The sequence below is a fragment of the Chryseosolibacter histidinae genome, from assembly GCF_018598225.1.
GTDB classification, from domain to species: Bacteria; Bacteroidota; Bacteroidia; order Cytophagales; family Cyclobacteriaceae; genus Chryseosolibacter; species Chryseosolibacter histidini.
In genome coordinates this window covers 1-19,676 of the sequence record NZ_JAHESF010000018.1, presented here as the reverse complement: position 1 = coordinate 19,676, position 19,676 = coordinate 1, and the positions used below count along the sequence as shown (strand labels likewise).

17 protein-coding genes are annotated in these 19,676 nt (G+C 50.0%); 10 read left to right on the top strand and 7 right to left on the bottom strand.

Features of this window, described 5'->3' with window-relative positions; all coding sequences use genetic code 11:
* Positions 1–55: 55 nt before the first annotated feature.
* Positions 56–415 (top strand): hypothetical protein, encoded by a 360-nt coding sequence (locus KK083_RS18070; RefSeq protein WP_254165629.1) that lies wholly within the window; start codon positions 56–58, stop codon positions 413–415.
* Positions 408–1,358: a YihY/virulence factor BrkB family protein gene (locus tag KK083_RS18065; RefSeq protein WP_254165627.1), complete on the top strand. Its 951-nt coding sequence runs from the start codon at positions 408–410 to the stop codon at positions 1,356–1,358. The genes KK083_RS18070 and KK083_RS18065 overlap by 8 nt, the downstream gene beginning before the upstream one ends.
* A 352-nt stretch (positions 1,359–1,710) precedes the next feature.
* Here the strand turns inward: KK083_RS18065 and KK083_RS18060 are convergent, their stop codons facing one another.
* Positions 1,711–1,878 carry a DUF1328 domain-containing protein gene (locus tag KK083_RS18060; protein ID WP_254165625.1) on the bottom strand — a complete coding sequence of 56 codons (168 nt, stop codon included), beginning with the start codon at positions 1,876–1,878 and terminating at the stop codon, positions 1,711–1,713.
* Positions 1,879–2,711: 833 nt separating this feature from the next.
* Here KK083_RS18060 and rpoN point away from each other — a divergent pair.
* From rpoN to KK083_RS18040, 4 genes are read left to right on the top strand one after another with little or no spacing between them, the layout of a single operon-like run.
* A complete protein-coding gene (gene rpoN, locus KK083_RS18055; RefSeq protein WP_317195236.1) occupies positions 2,712–4,205 on the top strand; it encodes an RNA polymerase factor sigma-54 in 1,494 nt (497 codons plus the stop codon).
* A 37-nt stretch (positions 4,206–4,242) separates the two neighbouring features.
* On the top strand, positions 4,243–5,718 hold the full coding sequence (locus tag KK083_RS18050) for a sigma-54-dependent transcriptional regulator (protein ID WP_254165621.1): 1,476 nt from the start codon (positions 4,243–4,245) through the stop codon (positions 5,716–5,718).
* A 10-nt stretch (positions 5,719–5,728) separates the two neighbouring features.
* Positions 5,729–7,330, top strand: coding sequence for a PAS domain-containing sensor histidine kinase (locus KK083_RS18045; protein WP_254165619.1), 1,602 nt, complete (start codon positions 5,729–5,731; stop codon positions 7,328–7,330).
* A 3-nt stretch (positions 7,331–7,333) separates the two neighbouring features.
* Positions 7,334–8,773 (top strand): hybrid sensor histidine kinase/response regulator, encoded by a 1,440-nt coding sequence (locus tag KK083_RS18040; protein WP_254165612.1) that lies wholly within the window; start codon positions 7,334–7,336, stop codon positions 8,771–8,773.
* Between the two features lie 167 nt (positions 8,774–8,940).
* Here KK083_RS18040 and KK083_RS18035 read toward each other — a convergent pair whose 3' ends face one another.
* The 3 genes from KK083_RS18035 to KK083_RS18025 form a co-directional block, all read right to left on the bottom strand.
* On the bottom strand, positions 8,941–9,153 hold the full coding sequence (locus KK083_RS18035) for a hypothetical protein (RefSeq protein ID WP_254165610.1): 213 nt from the start codon (positions 9,151–9,153) through the stop codon (positions 8,941–8,943).
* Positions 9,154–9,209: 56 nt separating this feature from the next.
* A complete protein-coding gene (locus KK083_RS18030) occupies positions 9,210–9,545 on the bottom strand; it encodes a hypothetical protein (RefSeq protein WP_254165608.1) in 336 nt (111 codons plus the stop codon).
* Between the two features lie 434 nt (positions 9,546–9,979).
* Positions 9,980–10,249: a YtxH domain-containing protein gene (locus tag KK083_RS18025; RefSeq protein WP_254165607.1), complete on the bottom strand. Its 270-nt coding sequence runs from the start codon at positions 10,247–10,249 to the stop codon at positions 9,980–9,982.
* A gap of 181 nt (positions 10,250–10,430) precedes the next feature.
* Between KK083_RS18025 and KK083_RS18020 the strand changes: the two genes are divergently transcribed.
* On the top strand, positions 10,431–10,772 hold the full coding sequence (locus KK083_RS18020) for a response regulator (RefSeq protein ID WP_254165605.1): 342 nt from the start codon (positions 10,431–10,433) through the stop codon (positions 10,770–10,772).
* Positions 10,773–10,959: 187 nt separating this feature from the next.
* Here KK083_RS18020 and KK083_RS18015 read toward each other — a convergent pair whose 3' ends face one another.
* Positions 10,960–12,603, bottom strand: a complete 1,644-nt coding sequence (locus KK083_RS18015; RefSeq protein WP_254165603.1) for an AsmA family protein — start codon at positions 12,601–12,603, stop codon at positions 10,960–10,962.
* 363 nt (positions 12,604–12,966) lie between these two features.
* Here KK083_RS18015 and KK083_RS18010 point away from each other — a divergent pair, with 363 nt between their 5' ends.
* The 3 genes from KK083_RS18010 to KK083_RS18000 are packed head-to-tail and all read left to right on the top strand — an operon-like array spanning position 12,967 to position 14,395.
* On the top strand, positions 12,967–13,386 hold the full coding sequence (locus tag KK083_RS18010) for a DUF2267 domain-containing protein (RefSeq protein WP_254165601.1): 420 nt from the start codon (positions 12,967–12,969) through the stop codon (positions 13,384–13,386).
* Between the two features lie 41 nt (positions 13,387–13,427).
* The gene (locus KK083_RS18005) at positions 13,428–13,931 is read left to right on the top strand and encodes a DUF2267 domain-containing protein (protein WP_254165599.1); all 504 of its coding nucleotides are present in this window, start codon (positions 13,428–13,430) and stop codon (positions 13,929–13,931) included.
* A 23-nt stretch (positions 13,932–13,954) separates the two neighbouring features.
* On the top strand, positions 13,955–14,395 hold the full coding sequence (locus KK083_RS18000) for a response regulator (RefSeq protein ID WP_254165598.1): 441 nt from the start codon (positions 13,955–13,957) through the stop codon (positions 14,393–14,395).
* A gap of 1 nt (position 14,396) precedes the next feature.
* Here KK083_RS18000 and KK083_RS17995 read toward each other — a convergent pair whose 3' ends face one another.
* Complete coding sequence (locus KK083_RS17995) at positions 14,397–15,659, bottom strand: hybrid sensor histidine kinase/response regulator (RefSeq protein ID WP_254165596.1); 1,263 nt, start codon at positions 15,657–15,659, stop codon at positions 14,397–14,399.
* A 2-nt stretch (positions 15,660–15,661) separates the two neighbouring features.
* A partial coding sequence (locus KK083_RS17990) for a response regulator (RefSeq protein WP_254165594.1) occupies positions 15,662–19,676 on the bottom strand: 4,015 nt, incomplete at its 5' end.

Sequence of the window (19,676 nt, the reverse complement as noted above, 5' to 3'; positions counted from 1 at the left end):
AAGATCGAAAGTCGGTAGCGTTGTTGCCGACTTTTTAACTATAAACCGAAACGAAATGGAAACGAGAGGACAAACACAAGAAGTACCCTGGATGAAAAGCCTTTCATCCTGTGTGAATAAAATGAAAGAAGACGGCTACAAAGAAGATTTTCAGGTAACGAAGAAAGGTCTGAGCACATACAGTGAAAACAAAATTTACAAGCCGGACCAGATCAGCATCATCAACTTCTACCGCTTCGAGGGTGTATCGGATCCCGGCGATAATTCGATACTGTATGTTATTGAGACCGACGACGGTGTGAAAGGAACACTGGTAGATGCCTACGGTGCTTATTCCGACAGCGATGTCTCGAAGTTCATTGTTGAGGTACACGAAATACAGAAGAAGATCAATACGTCGAAAGTGAATGCGTAAGTTTTGGCTCATCCTGCGCCAGGCTATTACAGAATTTTTGGATGACCATGGAATGAAGCTCAGCGCTTCGCTCTCATACTATACGATCTTCTCTCTGGGGCCGGTGCTGGTCATTATCATCTCGCTGGCGGGTATCTTTTTCGGGAAAGACGCCGTGCACGGAAAGATCTACTACCAGATCAACGGATTGGTAGGAAGCCAGGCTGCGCTCCAGATCCAGGATATTATCCGCAACATCGAGAAGTCGCAGCTCGGCGCCAGCGGAGCGCTTATCGGGGTGATCGTTCTGGTGATCGGCGCTACCGGTGTGTTCACAGAGATCCAGGATTCCATCAACTATATCTGGTCTGTGAAGGCGAAGCCCAGGAAGGGATGGCTCAAGCTGTTGCTCAACAGGCTCATCTCCTTTTCGCTCATCATCGGCTTCGGCTTCGTGCTGATGGTGTCGCTGGCCGTTCACGCCCTGTCAGACCTGCTCTTTGAAAAGCTCACGCGTTTCTTCAGCGACGCCACTGTGTATATCTTCATGGTGGTCAACTATGTGATCTTATATGTAGTGATCGCGTTGCTGTTTGCCATCATCTTCAAAGTACTGCCTGACGCGCACATCCGGTGGAAGGATACCCTGGTAGGCGCCGCGTTCACGGCGTTGCTGTTCCTGGTGGGCAAATTCCTGATCGGGTTTTACCTCGGCAATTCCAATATCGGTTTAACCTTCGGCGCCGCGGCATCCATCATCATCATTCTGCTCTGGGTGTACTACTCATCCATTATTCTTTTTTTCGGCGCCGAGTTCACCAAGGTGTATACGCTCAACTTCGGAAGTGGTATCACGCCTGATGATACGGCGGTTTTTATTATCAAGCAGGAAGCGAAGGAGTTGCAGGTGCCGAAAAATAGTAGTCAGGAGCGAGAAGAATTAGGAGTAAGGAGCAAGAAGTAAGGAGTCAGGAGGAGACGTGTTGAAGACTGTTACCAGTTCAGGGAGCTCCTACAGAGCCAAGCGCGTAATTTGATGCATTTCTATAAACAGGACGCTCCTACAGAGCGAAATACATTCAGCTCCGGATGGCGCTTCCTGTTTATAGAATGGAAGTTGAGTTTGCATTCGGCTCCATAGGAGCCTCCTGAGGGCACGTTGTCTGGAGCGATGATTTGAGTGATTGCGCAAACGAAGGACCCGTGAGAGGAAGAGGGAGTCCGACGGCAGTGAAAGGTATGGATAGGTTAAGACCATAAAAAAAGTGCAGCCATTGGAGCTGCACTTTTTTTGTTTGTTCTGCATACCTCGGTCGTCAATCCGATCGTCTGAAAGCGCCTGCGATCAGCGAGATCACAAAGAATACCAGGAATATGTAGAAGATAATTTTTGCAATTGAAGCCGCGCCTGCGGCGATCCCCGTGAAACCAAAAATAGCAGCGATCAGCGCTATTACCAGAAATGTTAATGTCCATCGTAGCATAGTATTACAATTTTGGTTATCCACTGATGTCTTCACCATTAACATGCCAGAGCAAAACGCGGCTTCCGGTCAATTACACAGTGCAGATGCGGATGGGTGTGTAAAAAAATGCTCACAGTGGTGCCGTATAGAAACGGAAATCCTGCTATAAGCAGCGGGCATTTCGTTTTTTTTCTCAGCAACAGAATGGAACTGATGACAATAACTGTATTTGTGAGAACACTGCTGCGCAGCATAGTGGATGGTTGTATACTCCCGGGCACGATGAACGGAACTGAGATATGCTGGTTATACTTCATGCAGTGGAAGAAGGAAACCTCCGCCGTAGCCTTCGCGCTGCTTTCAGTTTTATCTCCTGTAGAGGCGTCGCCTGACTCCTCCGTTGTCACGGAACAAACCGTAATTAGTGAACAGTAATCGGTGATTAGTAATCAGTAAACTGGTAATCGGTTATCAGTAAACAGTAATCGGTGATCGGTAACTGACCCCAACCGACTACTGAATACCGGACTCCATTACCTGAATACCCGATTACCGAATACCGATTACTATTAAAACCGATTACCATTTACAGTAGCCTCTCCGGTATTTTCTATTTCCCTGTAAGATTTTATTGAAAATGGCTGTTTTCAGATCGCTATTTTTCACCTTTCAGCTTCACTTCATCGCATCTAAAAACCTCTAAATTCGCCGGAAAAACCCATTTTTGGTGTGGAATTTATTCCTCAAATGAGCTAACTTAGATAGCAACAAAATGGGAAATCATTCTACACGGCTGTTTAAACGATTACAGCCGCTGTCGTACTAAGTGAATTTAACTAACTGATTTACAGATGTTTATTAAAACGGTCCGGGTTTTGGCAGAAAATGGAGCCAAGCTTGTAATGTTTGGGAGGAACTTAACCGGCCCTTATATTATGCTTTACCAAAACCTGACACAAAAACAACAGTTGAAGATACACCCTCAGCATCTCCAAATGTTGCAGCTATTACATCTGAATACAGTGGAACTGGAGCAGCGCATTCAAAACGAATTGGAAGAGAATCCGCTGATTGAGGAGAAGGCTGAAGAAGAAACCGCATTCGAGACAGGCACTCAGGATTCACAGGACTTCAAGGACTATGATGAATATTGCTATGACGATATTCCCGATTACAAGCTCGAGAATGCGCAGCACTTTCAGACCCAGGCACCGCTTGAAAAACCGATCATAGAAGTGGAAGACTTCCGGCAGGAGCTGAAGAACCAGCTTGCGCTGCAGAGTCTCACCGAACTCGAAACAGAGGTCGGCTATTTTATCATCGATAGCCTGACGGATGAAGGCTTCCTCGAATTCACCACTGAGAATCTTGCGGATGATTATTCCATGAAGTTCAGCCGCTGGGTAGAACCTGAAACTGTTCAGAAGATCATTCACGTGATCCAGCAGCTCGAGCCTGTGGGCGTGGGAACAGGCAACATCAAAGAATGCCTCATCGCGCAGCTGCGGAAAATGCAACAGAGCCCTGACGTAAAGCTCGCCATCCGATTGCTGGATACTTATTACCAGGAGCTCATGCACCGGAATTTTGAAAGGATCATCAACGACCTCAAGATCGAGGAAGACGACCTCAAGGATATCTTTCACCTGCTCGGCACCTTGAAATTAAAACCGGTGGCCGCCGCCAGCACAACAACACAAACGGAAACTATTTTGCCCGATTTTATATTGAGTCAGGATGAGGAGGGCACGCACGTTTCGCTGGCCCGCGAACGTTCTTCGAAGTTGTGCATCAGCTCGTCATGGAAGAAAATGGTATACGACACGGAAAAAAGCCAGACGGACAACCGTTCCAAGCAATATTTGAAAAGCAAGCTCAACGCTGCCGAGTGGTTTGTGAACGCCATACGGCAAAGGGAGAACACCATGCTTAAAGTGATGGAGGCGATCGTGCGTCTTCAGCACGATTTTTTTCAGGAAGGGGATATTACCAAATTGAAGCCCATGATCCTGAAAAACGTTGCCGATATGGTGGGTGTGGATATTTCGACGGTGTCGCGTATCACCTGCAATAAATACGTGCAGACGCATTTCGGGAACGTGCTGCTGAAGTCGTTGTTCACCGAAGGTATTGCAAACCATAAAGGCGAAGTTGTAAGCAACAAAGTTATTCAGAAGACGATAGAAGAGGTAATCCAGGCAGAGGACAAGAAGTGTCCGTATTCCGATCAGCAATTGGTGAAAGTACTGGCCAAACGAGGGTTTGAGATCGCGAGAAGAACAGTGACCAAGTACCGCGAACAGTTGCATATACCCGCGGCCCAGATGCGTGCTTTTCTGGCCTGATAGCTGATGTCTTAAATAGTTTTACATAACAACGCTCATGGAAAAAATACTGATCATCGACGATGATAAAGACTTATGTTTTGTTCTTAAACGATTCCTTTCAAAACACGGATTTGAAGTGCTGGAGGCAACTACCGGCAGAGCCGCATTGGAGATCCTGGATTCAGTAGAACCCAACCTGATCCTGTGCGACTTCCGTCTCGAGGACATGAGCGGGAGCTCTATCCTGAAGAAGATCAAGGAGAAAAATCCTTCCGTGCCCGTGATCATCATTACCGGTTACAGCAACATCAAAACCGCGGTGGAAGTAATGAAGCTGGGTGCCATGGACTATGTCACCAAACCACTGCTGCCCGATGAGATCCTGTTGACCATCAAAAAAGCGTTGAACACGTCGGCTGAAGACAAAGCTTCGGCAGACGCCAATGAGCAGGACGCAGCCCTGAAAGAGCAGGAACGCGTTAATTTATTAAATGCCAAAAGAGCACACACCGAATCGGGCAGCTATATTTTCGGCGACAGCTCCGATTTCAAGAATATCCTCAACCAGATAGACCTGGTGGCGCCCACCAACTACAGCATCATCATTTATGGTGAAAGCGGAAGTGGTAAAGAAGTGATCGCCCAGGAGATCCATAAACGCAGCAAACGCAGCAGCAAACCTTTTATCGCCATCGACTGCGGAACCTTATCGCGCGAGCTGGCCGGCAGCGAGCTGTTCGGTCATGAGAAAGGTTCGTTCACCGGTGCCATCGGACAAAAAATGGGAAGCTTCGAGCTTGCCAATGGCGGCACGATCTTCCTCGACGAGATCTCCAACCTGCCCTACGATGTGCAGGTTCAGCTGCTCAGGGTAACCCAGGAGCGCAAGATGCGAAGGGTAGGCGGTACCAAAGACATCGACCTCGACGTGAGGATCATCGTGGCCAGTAACCGGAAACTGTGGGATGCCGCCAAGTCCGGTCATTTCCGCGAAGACCTCTATCACCGGTTCAATGAATTTGCCATCAACGTTCCGCCGTTGCGTGAACGGGTGAACGACATCATGGTTTTCGCCAACCACTTCCTGACGCAAACCAATAAAGAGCTCGGAAAAAATGTGAAACGTTTCTCTCCCGAAGTGGAAGAAGTGTTCAGAAAATATGTGTGGCATGGCAACCTGCGCGAGCTTAAGAATGTTGTGAAGCGTGCAACACTGCTGGCCGACAGCAGTGTGATCGATATCAAGAGCATTCCTTTCGAGTTAGTGAACTACCGCAAGCTGCAGTTCGAAAATACGGGCGAGCAGCCTGCCGTACCCAAAGATCCGGCGATAGCCGTGAATCAGCCACCTGTGATAAGAGAGCCTGGCCTGAAAAGCGTCAGCATCGACGCTGAATATGAATGGATCCTTGAAACGCTTAAGAAAGTTGATTTTAACAAAAGCAAAGCTGCCAAGTTGCTGAAGATCGACAGGAAGACCTTGTACAATAAGATCAAACAATACAAGGATCTGAATAACCAGGAACTGTAATATCACAGTTATGAGGGGGCAGTATATGAGTGTCAAGATCGACTTTTTAAGATCCTTTTTTGAATCCGGGAAATATGCGGATGACAAATCACTGACGGGGCAGATCGCCGATCTGTTTCCCGCCATTATTTACACCTGTGATATTGAAAGCCGGAAGCTGGATTATATGAATCTCCAGTTTACCGAATACTTCGGCTATCCGGATGAAGTGATCCGCCACACACCCAACGCCATTTACAACCTGGTGCACCCCGATGATGTAAACCTTGTAAAGCACGAGCTCGATAAACTTTACGCCGACGATCCGGACGTTGATGCCTGCACCTACGAAAGCAGGCTCTGCGGCCGGGATGGCAACTGCCGTCATTTCAAGACCAACGGTTATGTTGTGAGAGATGCGGATGGCAGGGCTGCGTCTTTGCTTTTTATCGCACAGGATATTACCGAGACGCTGAGATCGCGACAGGAGGCCGATTCGCTGAAGAAGCTGTCTGTTGAAACAGAAGAGCTGCTCCAGTTCGGCACCTGGACCCTGGAAGTACCCGGTGACACGATGACCTGGACGCCGGGTCTCTGCCTGCTGCTGGGCTACCCGAAAGAAGAGGCAGGTGCACCTGTCAGCAAGAGTGTTTATTTCGATCATATCGTGAATGGCTACCGCGATGGACTGAACGAGATCATCAGCCAGGCCATGTTGGCTGAAAGTGGATTCGATTACGAATATGTTGTTCAGACACGCAACGGTGTCCGCAAGACGGTATTCACCAAGGGCAAGGTCGTGATGAACGATCAGGGCACTGTTGAAAAAATCCTGGGCATCACCCGCGATATTACCGCCATCCGCAATTTTGAAAAAGAGCAGGAGCGAAGCATCCGGGAACTGAACCGCTCGAACAAGGAGCTGGAGGAATTTGCCTATGTGGCTTCCCACGACCTGCAGGAACCGCTGCGCAAGATCTCCATGTTCAGCGAGCGGTTGAAGCTGAAGCTCGGCAACGCCCTTGACCGCGAAGGAGAGCTGTTCATCGAACGGGTCATGGTTGCTTCTGCCAACATGCGCCTGCTCATCGACGATCTCCTGGAATTTTCAAGGATCAACCGGAGCTCGCACAATTTCAACCTGCTCGCGCTCCAGACGGTGATCGACCAGGCCATTGCCGATCTTGAATTGAAGATCGAGGAGACCGGAAGCACGATCAGGGTCTCCGGAACATTGCCTAAAGTAGAAGCCGTGCCTTCGGAAATGAAGCAGTTGTTCAATAACCTGTTGTCTAACGCCATCAAGTTCAGGAAAAACAACGCTCCCGCTATGGTGGACATCATTTGTTCAAAGCTGGCGCGGGAAGAGAAGAAGGCGTGGCAGCTTCCGGCGGAGCGCACCTTCTATAAGATCGATATCCGCGACCAGGGTATCGGGTTTGATGAAGAATATGCCGACAAGATCTTCCTGATCTTTCAGCGGCTCCATGGCAAAACAGAATACCCGGGTTCGGGCATCGGCCTTGCCATTTGTAAAAAAATTGTCGATAATCATAATGGAATAATCTTCGCTCACAGCGAGCCCGAGAAGGGGGCTACTTTTACCGTCATACTTCCGGAAAAGCAATTTTAACCCATGTACGATCCGTCCAAGCCTGTGCGTATACTGATCATTGATGATGATGAGGATGACTTCATACTTACCAGTGGTTTTCTGAAAGGGATCGAAGACCGAACCCTCGATATCCAGTGGTGCTATAATTACAAGGCGGCGCTTCAGCAGATCGCGTCCAAAGCTTTTGATCTCTATCTCGTGGATTACAGGCTTGGCGCGAAAACAGGTATCGACCTGCTGAAGGAAGCCATGAGCATGAACTGTGAAGAGCCCATCATTCTGCTCACGGGCAAAGGCAACCCGAACATCGATAAGCAGGCCATGGAAATGGGCGCCGTCGATTACCTGGTGAAAGCCGAGCTCACCACTGAAAAGCTCGAAAGATGCATCCGCTACTCGCTGGAACGGGCAGCCTCCACCAAGGCACTGCGGTCTAACGAAAGGAAATACAGGAACATCTTCGAAAAATCGAAAGAGGCGGTGTTTACCACAGATCAGGCGCTCGTTTTCAGAGATGTGAATACCGCCATGTCAAGGCTCGCGGGCTGCGACAAGCACCAGCTGCTCAATTCCAACCTTTATCAGCTCATCGACAATGAATCCACACGCGCACAGATCCAGGAGCGACTGGCCAAAGCGGGTGAGATCAACGACATGGAGCTGGAATTCAATAACACGAAAGGCAAAAAGCGATACTGCATCCTGAACCTTTCGCTGGAGCGCGATAGTAATAACAACGTCTACGTACAGGGCATCCTGCACGATATCACCAACCAGAAGAAAACAGAACGTGCTACACTGCTGGCGGAAAAACTGGCGGCCACAGGCAGGCTTGTGAGAACACTGGCCCACGAAGTGCGGAATCCGCTAAGCAACATCCACATGTCGCTGGAGCAGCTCAATGGTCTTACAAGGGACGAAGACAGGATCTACCTCGACATCATCGACAGGAACGGCAAAAGGATCAACGACCTCATTACCGAGCTATTGACATCATCGAAGCCCGCGGAAATGAGCTTCGAAAAGATCGCCATGCAAACCGTGATCGACGATACCATCGCCATTGCGCTCGACAGGATCACCCTGAAGCAGATCAAGCTTAAGCTCAACTATCCAGAGACCCCGTGTTATATCAGGGGCGACAAGAACAAGTTGAAGATCGCGTTCCTGAACATTATCATCAACGCCATCGAGGCTATTTCGCATGACCATGGAGAGCTCAGCATTGCGGTAACCTCCACGGAAGAAAGCAACTCGGTTGAAATTTCCGATAATGGCTGCGGTATCCCTACCGAGAACCTTTCAAAATTGTTCGAACCTTATTTTACCTCCAAGCGCAACGGCATCGGCCTCGGCCTTGCTTCCACGCTCAACATCATCCAGGCCCATAACGCCACCGTGGAAGTGCGGTCTAAAGTGGATGAGGGAACCACCTTTGTGGTGATCTTTAATCACGGGTAGAAATGCAAAACGCAAAGACCGCAAAGAAAACGCAAAGTGCGCAAAGAAAATGCAGGCAAATCTCATCGTGCTCTTAATAGAGCATCTTTCAGGGTTACCAAAAAATCTCTGCGGCCCTCGGCGCCTTCTCCGCGTTCTCTGCGGTTAAAATAACTTCACTCTATTTCCTAAATTCTCACCCTTGCGAGCTTCTCAGCACACAAAGGTATTTCCTGCTCTGATTTTTTAACTTTTTTCTTGTTTACGGACGCCCATGGTGTCTGCCAGGTCTGAACGTAGTTTGACCACTGTTCATGTTCAAGGATAGACAGGGCACCTTCACCTAAGCAACTGATCACAACTACGACAATGCCAATCACGAAGATCGATTGCTTTTTCATAATGTTGTCATGTTTAACGGCGGGCCTGCTTGGCCTCGTCGGTGTCTACATACTTGTTATTCCATCGTTGGTGTTTTGCGTTGAATGTTCATAAAATCGTTACTGTTCACATAGGGTCTGGATCTATCGTTTCGCCATCGGTCGCCTTCCGTTTCCTGCTCGCCCATAACATCGTTTGAGTTGCCGGCGTTGGTTGCCCTCCGCTGCGCATCCTGGTTTGTGATAGGTTTCGCATGACCTGTTGCGGCGTTTGTATCCTGCTCAGTTTCCTGACGTGCCGAAGGTTCACTTCTGCGATCAGGCCTGCCCTTGTTGGTGTGTTCCTGCCGCCCGGGTCTGCTGGTGCGTCGTTCCGAAGGGCCTGCTTGCCGCTGATTTTTATTCTTTTCCATGGCAATCATGTTTTGTTCCATTACTTAGGAAGAAAAAATGGTGCCCCCGGAGAAGGAGTTCACTTTCCCCGAAAAAGATTGATCTGGTATGTAGATGTGCTTCTACACCTTCCTGCGGGATCTTGTACGCTGCTGGCGGTTTTGACAGGTTGAACAAACCAATGGCATGTGGGCGGCTGCGTTCATGCTAAAAGCCATTCGGAAAAACTGATCCGCTGAAGCGTGTGTTAATTCGTATGCTTTCTGACGATAATGCTCCGGATGAAGTGGAAACAACGCTTTGTGTTTCTGAGGGCCATGATCAGGCAAAATGTGCGGGGCAAAAGAGAATGGTTTCTCTGGGATCTTTGTGCGGTTTTAAGAAACGAAAAGGCTGTCTCAAAAGTCATGATCTCCCGTGCATAACGGATGACTTTTGAGACAACCACCGTTTTTTAAGAAACTTTTTCTCTTACTTTATTAAAACGACCTTCTGCTTCACCAGCAACGTTTTCTCCTTCACTCATTGCCGACTGTTTTAAATTCTCAAGCTGTTCTTTTCCCTGTGCCAGAAGGTTGCTCAGTTGAGAAGCCCAGTCACCGGTAGTGTCAGAGATTCTTTTGCGCAGGTCGCTTCCTTTTTCAGGAGCAACGAGCATCCCTATGATTGCACCTGCGGCTGCTGCGCCGATAATTGCCAAGAGTACTTTGCCTGTTGAGTTCATAATATTTTATACTTTAAGGTTTTGTTTGATGAGGAAAACGTCAAAAAAAACTGTACCTAAAGAGCCTTTTTAACACATTTTGCCGTGTGAAAAAATATCTACATCTTCAGGTACAAGATTTTTTTTCTTGTAAAGCGGAAACATTTGCATAGATTTTGACGATAAATGCAAGGGAGCAGCTATGAATAAAAAAAAGATAGTGATCATCGATGACGAAGAAGACCTGTGTCATCTCATGAAAACTTACCTTGTTGAACTGAATTACGATGTGTTTTTAGCCAACACCCTCGGTACGGGCTTAACGCTGATGAAAGAAGTTTCTCCGGATATCGTATTTATCGACAATAACCTTCCTGACGGTCTGGGCTGGGAAAAGATGGATTACCTGCTGCAGGCATATCCCGAATGTAAGATCAACCTCATCAGCGCATACAAATACCTGCCGCCGGAGCTCACCGGCCGTACTTCTGTCAAGATCCTTGAAAAGCCGTTGAGCTTGAGTACGCTGAAGAACTACCTATAAATCAGTAGGCAGTAGGCAAAATATGATAGCTGCGCTATCATGCAGCAGGCAACGTGCGAGGCGTTGACTTACGAGACTGTGCTCGCGCTAAACATACGAAGCTCTCCAGAATTGCCGTAACTCGTCCTTTGCCTACTGCCCGATCGCTTGCGATCGGATTTGCCTACTGCTACTATTTGCCTACTCCCTACTTCTTCTTTTTCTTCGCCAGCGCTTCCAGCTTGTCGAGGTTATACGCAGCCTTGACACCGGAGAAGACTGACTTCCACCAGTAATTGAAGAGTGATTTCGAGGTGTCGCGATAAAACAGTATTGTTCCTGTTCGTTTTTCTTCGGGCACGCTCTCATCCATGTTCTTGCGGATCACAAAAGCATTGATGATGAAACTTTTGAGGTTATCTTTTTTCAGGTCTTCTGGGTCTTTGTTCCTGTTGCGCTTGCGTTTTTTGTCTTTTTCTAATTTCTCGTCGTCTTTGTAACTGATCACCTTCAGGTTCTCATAGTTGAGCGCCACTTCACCATCGGCGCGGGTGCTGTTGTAGGCGTACTTGAAGTGAAGCCTTTTCATGATGCCTGATTCAATCTTCATGTTGGCCAGCGGCTCGAGCAGGGGGTTGATGTTTTCAAGGTTGAAATTCTTCAGGTTCCCCTCAACCGTACAATTCTTCTCTTCCTGCCATGGCATCACCGCAACCAGCTCGACACTGCCCTTGCTCATAAAAGCACACTTTGCCTTTAAGATCGTTTCTCCCTGTGCCAGGCTCCGGTCGTTGTTGAGGTGCAGGACGGTGGCCGTGATATCGTCGAAAAACACGGTGATCGGCACGCCGGCTTCGACCTGGAACTCCTCATAGGAGATGTAGCTCTTCACCAGCCGAAGTGAATCGATGCTGATGCCGAATGGCAGTTTTCGCAGTTGCGGGAGCGGCAGCAGTGTAACCTTCTTTTTATCCGGCAGCCGCTTGTCGCGGAAGATCTTCATGAATGTCTGAACGCTGGCGCTCTTTGCCTCGATGGCGAACGTATCAACGTATCGCAGCTTGAGGCCCGATAAATTGAGAAAGGGCACTACACCTTCCAGGCGATCTGTTTCAAAACCCTTCTTCCTGCCAAAGGCGAGTTTGGGGTGGTGTGGGCTCACTTTGAGTGTATCGAGCCTGAGCGTTCCCTTTTTGAGGTCTGCGGCAAGGGCTTTCACGCGCAGGGTATAAAATTCATCGGGCAGTTCTACCGTTGTGCTGTCGAGCTGAACAGCCTGCAGCGAAAATTTGGGTGTCCTGCCGGGCTGTGCATCAACGGCAAGGGACAGCGCATGAAGGGTTGACTTAACTTCTGTGATGGGTTTGCAGGCTGCACTGTCTGTGTATTCAAAATGGGCACCGTAGAGATGAACTGCATCGATGGCGAGCCTGAACCCGTTCTCTTTTCCCCTGGAAGAATCCTGCAGCAGACGGGAAGCCTGCCTCATGACAATGTGTGGCTTCATCAATGAGACGTTTTCGAAGCTTACCGTCTTGCGGAACAGATAAGACAGAAGGCTGAATCCTTCGATCCTCACTTTCTCCACTGAGATAAACTCCGGGTAAGCGCAGGTAGTGTCATAAGCATCTTTTTCCACCACGAGCTTGTCAACCATAATGAGGTTCCTGCGCCAGTCGATGTAAATTGAATCGTACCGGATGTTGAGATCTGTTTTGTTGAGGCTCCTGACCTTTTCGTGTAACGTTTCTTTCAGACGATCAAAAATGTAAGAGCGGGCCGCGATCAGCACGGCCACGCCGATGCCCAGTATCATTACAATGGCCCATATCCTTTTAGTCCTGGTTCGCATAAATGTTCAACCGGCGGTCTAAAAGAACGTGCCTCTGGGGGCCATAAACCATTTGCATGACCCAAAATAACTGAATTTGGGTATGATTTTTTTCGAAACGGCATTATTAACGGCTATCCATGGGCAATACCTCTCGTCCTGGCAAATCCAGCATCAGGGAAATCAGCTCAGTCAGGCCTTTCTTCGCATAAAACGAAGTAAGTTACCCGGCGTGAATTGTTTCTGGAAGTCCACAGTAAGTGGAAGAATGGAAACGCAACCAACGAAGGAATGTTCTGCAGTGTAAAATACAGCATGGCATTTATGGGGGGCCACACCAGAAAGTACCATTTTAATAATCTGTGATTTGTAACATTTTTACGCATGGCCATTAGGGTAGAGGAATATGTGCTTAAAGGCAATGAATTTATTCGCCATGTAGCGCGGGAGCTCAACGATGCCGAGAACACGGATCATGCCTCCCGTGTTATTGTTTCTGTGCTGCACACACTCAGGGATATCCTGTCACCCGGAGAGTCGCTTCACCTCATCTCGCAGCTTCCGCTGTACATCAAGGCTGCCTACGTCGATGGATGGAAACCTGGCATTGCGCAGATGCAGCCGGGTTCAATGGCCGATCTGCTCGATCAACTCCGCTCGCAGGATGAGCACATCGCTGAAAGATATCTGATCAGCGACGACACTGCTAAACAAGAAGTCCAGGCTGTTATACGTGTCTTAAAAAAATACCTCAGTGAAGGAGAGGCCAGAAACATCATCGCCAGACTGCCCTCCCTGAACTAGTTTGAATCTTACCTGCCGACAACTAAAACTAATTTTTAACGATGGTCTTAAACTTTGATGAGTACAGACACAAAGGAATAAAATTTTACAAACGCGTTGCCCGCGAGCTGCAGACAGGCGATCTGGGGTATGCAGACCGGTTAGTGACAACGCTGCTCAACGTTTTGCGCGAAAGGATCTCGCTGGAGGAATCACTGGAGATCATTTCTTTTTTACCCATGCATGTCAAAGGCGTTTATGCGCACGGCTGGAAACTGAGCAGCCTGCCTCAACGTCTCTTCAATGAGGAAGATTTGTTAACCGCGGTGAGAATGAAGTACCCGCATACAGGAGCGCAGCTGCCCGCTGACGATGCGACACTGCGCAACAACCTGAGATCTGTATTCAGGGTATTTCACCAGGAGGCCGCAAACAAGGGGATGGATCTTCGCCAGAAACTTCCCCCTGCCGTACAGGGCCTCTGCCCGGTGCCCGAGGAGGCTGAATCAAAGAAAGCAATGGTGAAGGAGGAAGGGGAGATGCAGCATCCGGAAAGCGTTTCTTAGAAAATATCGCTAACCTTTATCCCTTGGAAGTAACTACTTTAAAGACGTATCCCCGCGCAGAGATCCTGCACAAAAGGCTTTTTATTATCGACGACGATGTGGAAGACCAGGAGATCTTTATGGAAGCAGTGAGTGAAGTGGATAAGTCCATTCAATGTTACACGGCTACCAGCGGAGAAGAAGCCCTCAAACAGCTTGAGCGCGAAATGATCATGTTGCCCGACCTGATATTCCTTGACCTGAACATGCCCAAGCTGAACGGGAAGCAGATCCTCAGGGAGATCAAGAACCTACGACAGCTGAGATCGATCCCCGTGATCATGTACTCAACATCGTTCGCCCCCCGCGACCTGGAAGAGATCGATACGCTAGGCGCCGCACACCACCTTCAGAAGCCGTCGCGCTTCGAAGACCTGTGCCGGTCGCTGAAGCTGATCCTGTGCCAGGACTGGCGCAAGCTGTAGCTCAGTTCACGGGAAGCGATTCCTGCTGCAGGTGCATGGGAATGGAAATAATAAAAGTGGAACCTTCGTTCACCTTGCTGCGGGCGGAGATATAACCCTTGTGCTGTTCCACGATCTTTTTGCACAGCGCCAGCCCGATGCCCGTTCCTTCGAACTCGGTGTTGTGGTGCAGGCGTTTGAACATGCCGAAGATCTCTTCTGCATATTTCTGGTCGAACCCGATGCCGTTGTCTTCGATAAAGATCCGGCAATACTTCTGCTGGGGATCTTTGAGTGTTTTTCCGTTGATCTGACCGGTGATGTCTGACGTGATGCGGATCTGCGGGTCCACGTCCTTTTTGCGGTACTTGAGCGCGTTGCCGATGAGGTTGTGAAAAAGTGGCTTCATCAGGCTGGGGTTCACAAACAGCGAGGGCAGCTTGTCTACCAGCACCCGGGCCTTTTTTTCACGCAGGTCTTCATCCATTTCGGTGAGGATCTCGCTGATCAGCGCATTCAGGTCGCTTTCAACAAAAGACGGTTTATCCACGGAGATCTTGGAGAACGTGAGGATATCCGTTATAAGCGTTTGCATGCGCTCTGCGGCCTTCTGTATGCGGTGAATGGTGGTGCGCCCGTCGTCGTCGATGGCCTCCTTATACTTCAAAAAAAGCCGGTCACTGAACATCCTGATCTTGCGCAGCGGCTCCTGCAGATCGTGCGAGGCCATGAAGGCAAAACGGTCCAGGTCCTTGTTGGCCGATTCCAGGCTGGCGATGTTCTCCAGCAGCTGACGGTTGAGCTGCTTCACCTTCTCTTCGCTGGCTTTCCGTTCCTTGATCTCGATCTCGAGACTTTTGTTGATGGCTACCAGGCGCTGTTCCTGTGCGAGCAGCTGGCGGTTCTTCCTGTAAAGGTCAATAAGCACCGACACCTTGGCCCTGAGCACATCCGGATTGATGGGCTTGTAGATGTAATCCACCGCGCCTGACTGATAACCCTTGTAAATGTTCTCGTCGCCGAAGTTATTGGCCGTGATGAAGATGATCGGTATGTGTTTAAGCTTCTCGCGCTCGTAGATGAGCGAAGCTGTCTCAAAACCATTCAGGTTCGGCATCTTTACATCCATGAGGATGAGGGCAAAATCCGTTTCTGTCAGCAGGATCTTCAACGCCTGCCTGCCTGAATTGGCTTTTACCAGCTTATAGCCGTCCGGTTCGAAAATAGTTTCGATCGACAACAGATTATCTTCTCGGTCGTCTACTAACAGGATCTTAGGCTGCATATCTATTTACAAAACCAAAGCCTCATCAATGAAAGCAGTTGGTCTATTTTTACGGGTTTAGTGATGTAATCCGAAGCGCCTGCCTCGATACACTTCTGCCTGTCTCCTTTCATGGCCTTGGCGGTTACGGCGATGATCGGCAGCGAGCTGTTCTTATGCTCACGCCTGATCTTCTGCGTTGTCTCGTAACCATCCATTTCCGGCATCATGATATCCATCAGCACCATTTCTATTTTCGTATTCTCGTTCAGGATCTGGATAGCCTCCTTGCCACTTTCTGCCGTGATCACATTGATGTTGAAACGTTCGAACACCGTTGTCAGGGCGAAGAGGTTCCGCACATCGTCATCCACTACAAGAACAGTTTTACCCGTCAGGATGTCCTCCTTGCTGCGGATATTTTCAATGATCCGCCGCTTCTCCGGTGGAAGCTCCTTGTGCGCAATATGCAAATGAGTAACAACCTCTTCAAGCAAATGCTCGATAGAATTTACACCCTTCAGCAGCACGGCGTTGGAGTTGAGGTTGATCTGCGCCAGCTCCTGCCTGTTGAAATCCTTGGCACTGTAAACGATCACGGGTGTGAGCTTCTGCTTGGCTTTGCTCACCTTCATGATCAGGTCAGGCCCCGAGATATCCGGCAGTGTATAATCGAGGATGATGCAGTCATAATCGCCGGTTTGGATCAGCTCGAGCGCTTTTTCACCCGTAGGCGCGATCTCCACATCAACGCTGTCTTCTCTCAGGATCTTGGCGATCTGTGAAGAGTCGATCTCGTTGTCTTCTACCACCAATACATGCTTGCGATCTTTCCGGCTGAACTTAACGATGTCGTCGAACAGCTCGTCCAGCGCTTCGTTGCCGATGGGTTTCAGCATGAAGCTCCTGGCGCCGCGTTTCAGCGCCAGCACCCGGTTCTCTTCTCCCGAGATCACGTGGATGGGAATATGCCTGTAGTTGAGATCGTTGCGCAGCAGGTCGATCACTTTCCAGCCGCTGGTATCGGGTAGCTTCACGTCGAGCGTGATGGCGATCGGGTTGAAGCGGTTGATGAAATCGAACACCTCCAGGTAGTTCGTAGCCACAATGGCCTTGAAGTTCTCGCGGTGTGCCCTTTCGATCACGATCTTGCCAAAACGCAGGTCGTCTTCCACGATCAGCACTACTTTTTCGCCGCTCTGGATGTTGTTGCGGTCGTCGCCGGTTTCGTTGATCAGCTCGCTCACGATCTCCAGGTTCCTGTTCTCGATACCTTCGTTGGTGATGCGCAGGTTGGTGAGCAGGCTGTTGATCTCCTGGTCGTCGTTCTCGAGCTGAAGCTGCTGCTGGATGGCTTTGATGTTATCGGTTGTCTGCTTGGACGTAGAGATGGGCATGCTCTCGCTCGGCAGGTACAATGTGAACGTGCTTCCCCTGCCCGGTGAGCTTTCAAGCTCGATGGTTCCGCCCAACAGTTCGGCGAGACCGCGGCTGATGGAAAGGCCCAAGCCAGTGCCACCATATTTACGGCTCGTAGAACCCTCTGCCTGCTGGAAGGCTTCGAATATGATCATCTGTTTGTCTTGTGGTATACCGATACCCGTGTCGGTAATGGAGAAGGCGATAACCTTCCGCGCCTGGTCAAGGTTAGGGTTGGATTTCCATGCACCTTTTTTGGCTTCGTAGATCCGCAGGTTCACGCCACCTTTTTCGGTGAACTTGAATGCGTTCGACAGCAGGTTCTTCAGGATCTGGTTCAGGCGCTGAATATCCGTATCGATCTGCGGCGGAATATCCTGTGCAGGCTGGATGCTGAAGCGCAGGTTGCGCGCTTCGGAGATCGGCCTGAAGGTGGTTTCCACGAAGGCGGCGATCTCTGAGATATGAACAGGGGAGATGTTGGTTGAAATGAAACCCGATTCGATCTTCGAAAGATCAAGGATGTCGTTGATCAGCTGGATCAGGTCATCACCGCAGGAGTGTATGGTCTTGGCGTAACGCACCTGCTTTTCGTTCAGGTTGCCTTCGGCGTTCTCATACAGCTGCTGCGCCAGGATGAGCAAGCTGTTCAAAGGTGTTCTCAGCTCGTGCGACATGTTGGCGAGGAACTCGGACTTGTACTTGGAAGTAAGCTGCAGCTGCTCTGCCTTTTCTTCCAGCGATCTTCTCGCTTCTTCCACTTCCTTGTTCTTCTCTTCCACTTCTTCTTTCTGCTTCACCAGCAGCAGCGCTTTGTCCTGCAGCTCGTCGTTCGTTCTGCGGAGCTCTTCCTGCTGCACTTTCAACTCGCTGGCCAGCGACTGCGACTGCGCCAGCAGCTCTTCCGTACGGGTGTTGGCCTCGATGGTGTTGAGCACGATACCGATGGATTCCGTGAGCTGGCTCAGGAAGTCCTGGTGCGTTTGACTGAAAGCGTCTAAGGCAGCGAGCTCGATCACGGCCTTCACGCTGTTTTCGAAAAGCACCGGCAGAATGATGAGGTTGGTAGGTTTCGATTTTCCAAGCCCCGAGCTGATCTTGATATAGTTGGAAGGAACGTTGGTAAGCAGGATCCTTTCCTTTTCAAAAGCACACTGACCCACGAGCCCTTCGCCAATGGCAAATTCTTTGGGTACGTTCTTGTCTTCCTTGTAGGCATAAGTGGCATACAGGGAAAGCTTCACCGTCATGTTCTCGTCATCCTGCTTCAGAATGTAGAAGGCACCGTAATGCGCGTTCACCACCTGTGCAAGCTCTGAAAGGATCCGTTTGGTCACGGTGTTGAGGTCTTTCTGACCCTGCAACATTTGTGTGAACTTGGCGAGGTTGGACTTGAGCCAGTCGGTTTCCTGGTTACGCAACGTCGTGGCCCTCAGGTTGGCGATCATCTGGTTGATCGTGTCTTTTAAGGCTTCCACTTCACCTTTGGCTTCCACGCGGATGGTTCGGGTCAGGTCACCCTTGGTTACCGCCGAAGCTACTTCTGAGATGGAGCGCACCTGCGTGGTGAGGTTCTGGGCAAGCTGGTTCACGTTCTCCGTCAGGTTTTTCCAGATACCCGATGCACCGGGCACGTTGGCCTGTCCGCCGAGTCGTCCTTCAACGCCCACTTCGCGGGCCACCGTGGTCACCTGATCGGCAAACACCGCCAGGGTCTCGATCATTTCGTTGATGGTCTCTGTGAGCTGCGCCACTTCACCTTTTGCATTGATGGAGAGCTTCTGGCGCAGGTTACCGGTTGCCACGGACGTTACCACCTTGGCGATACCACGCACCTGCGAGGTGAGGTTGGATGCCATCATGTTCACGGAGTCGGTAAGGTCTTTCCAGGTACCGGCAACACCTTTCACTTCAGCCTGGCCGCCCAGCTTACCTTCTGTACCCACTTCGCGGGCCACGCGGGTTACTTCAAACGCAAAGGAGTTGAGCTGCTCCACCATGGTGTTGATGGTGTTCTTCAGGTCGAGGATCTCGCCCTTCACATCGATGGCCACGGTCTTCGACAGGTCACCGGAAGCCACTGCCTTCGTTACCTGGGCGATGTTACGCACCTGGTCGGTCAGGTTACCGGTCATTTTATTTACAGAGTCTGTAAGGTCTTTCCAGGTGCCGGCAACACCGGGCACGAATGCCTGGCCGCCGAGCTTACCATTGGTACCCACCTCGCGGGCCACGCGTGTTACTTCAGAAGCAAAGGCGCGGAGCTGGTCCACCATGGTATTGAGTGTTTCTTTCAGCTGCAGGATCTCACCGCGCACGTCAACGGTGATCTTCTTCGAGAGATCTCCGTTCGCCACCGCGATGGCCACATCGGCGATGTTACGCACCTGGGCGGTAAGGTTACCCGCCATCTGGTTCACGGAGTCGGTAAGGTCTTTCCAGGTACCGGCAACACCAGGCACGTTAGCCTGTCCGCCGAGCTTTCCTTCCGTACCCACTTCGCGGGCCACCCGGGTTACTTCAGAGGCAAAGCCGCGCAGCTGGTCCACCATGGTGTTGATGGTATTTTTCAATTCGAGGATCTCGCCCTGCACGTCAACCGTGATCTTGCGCGACAGG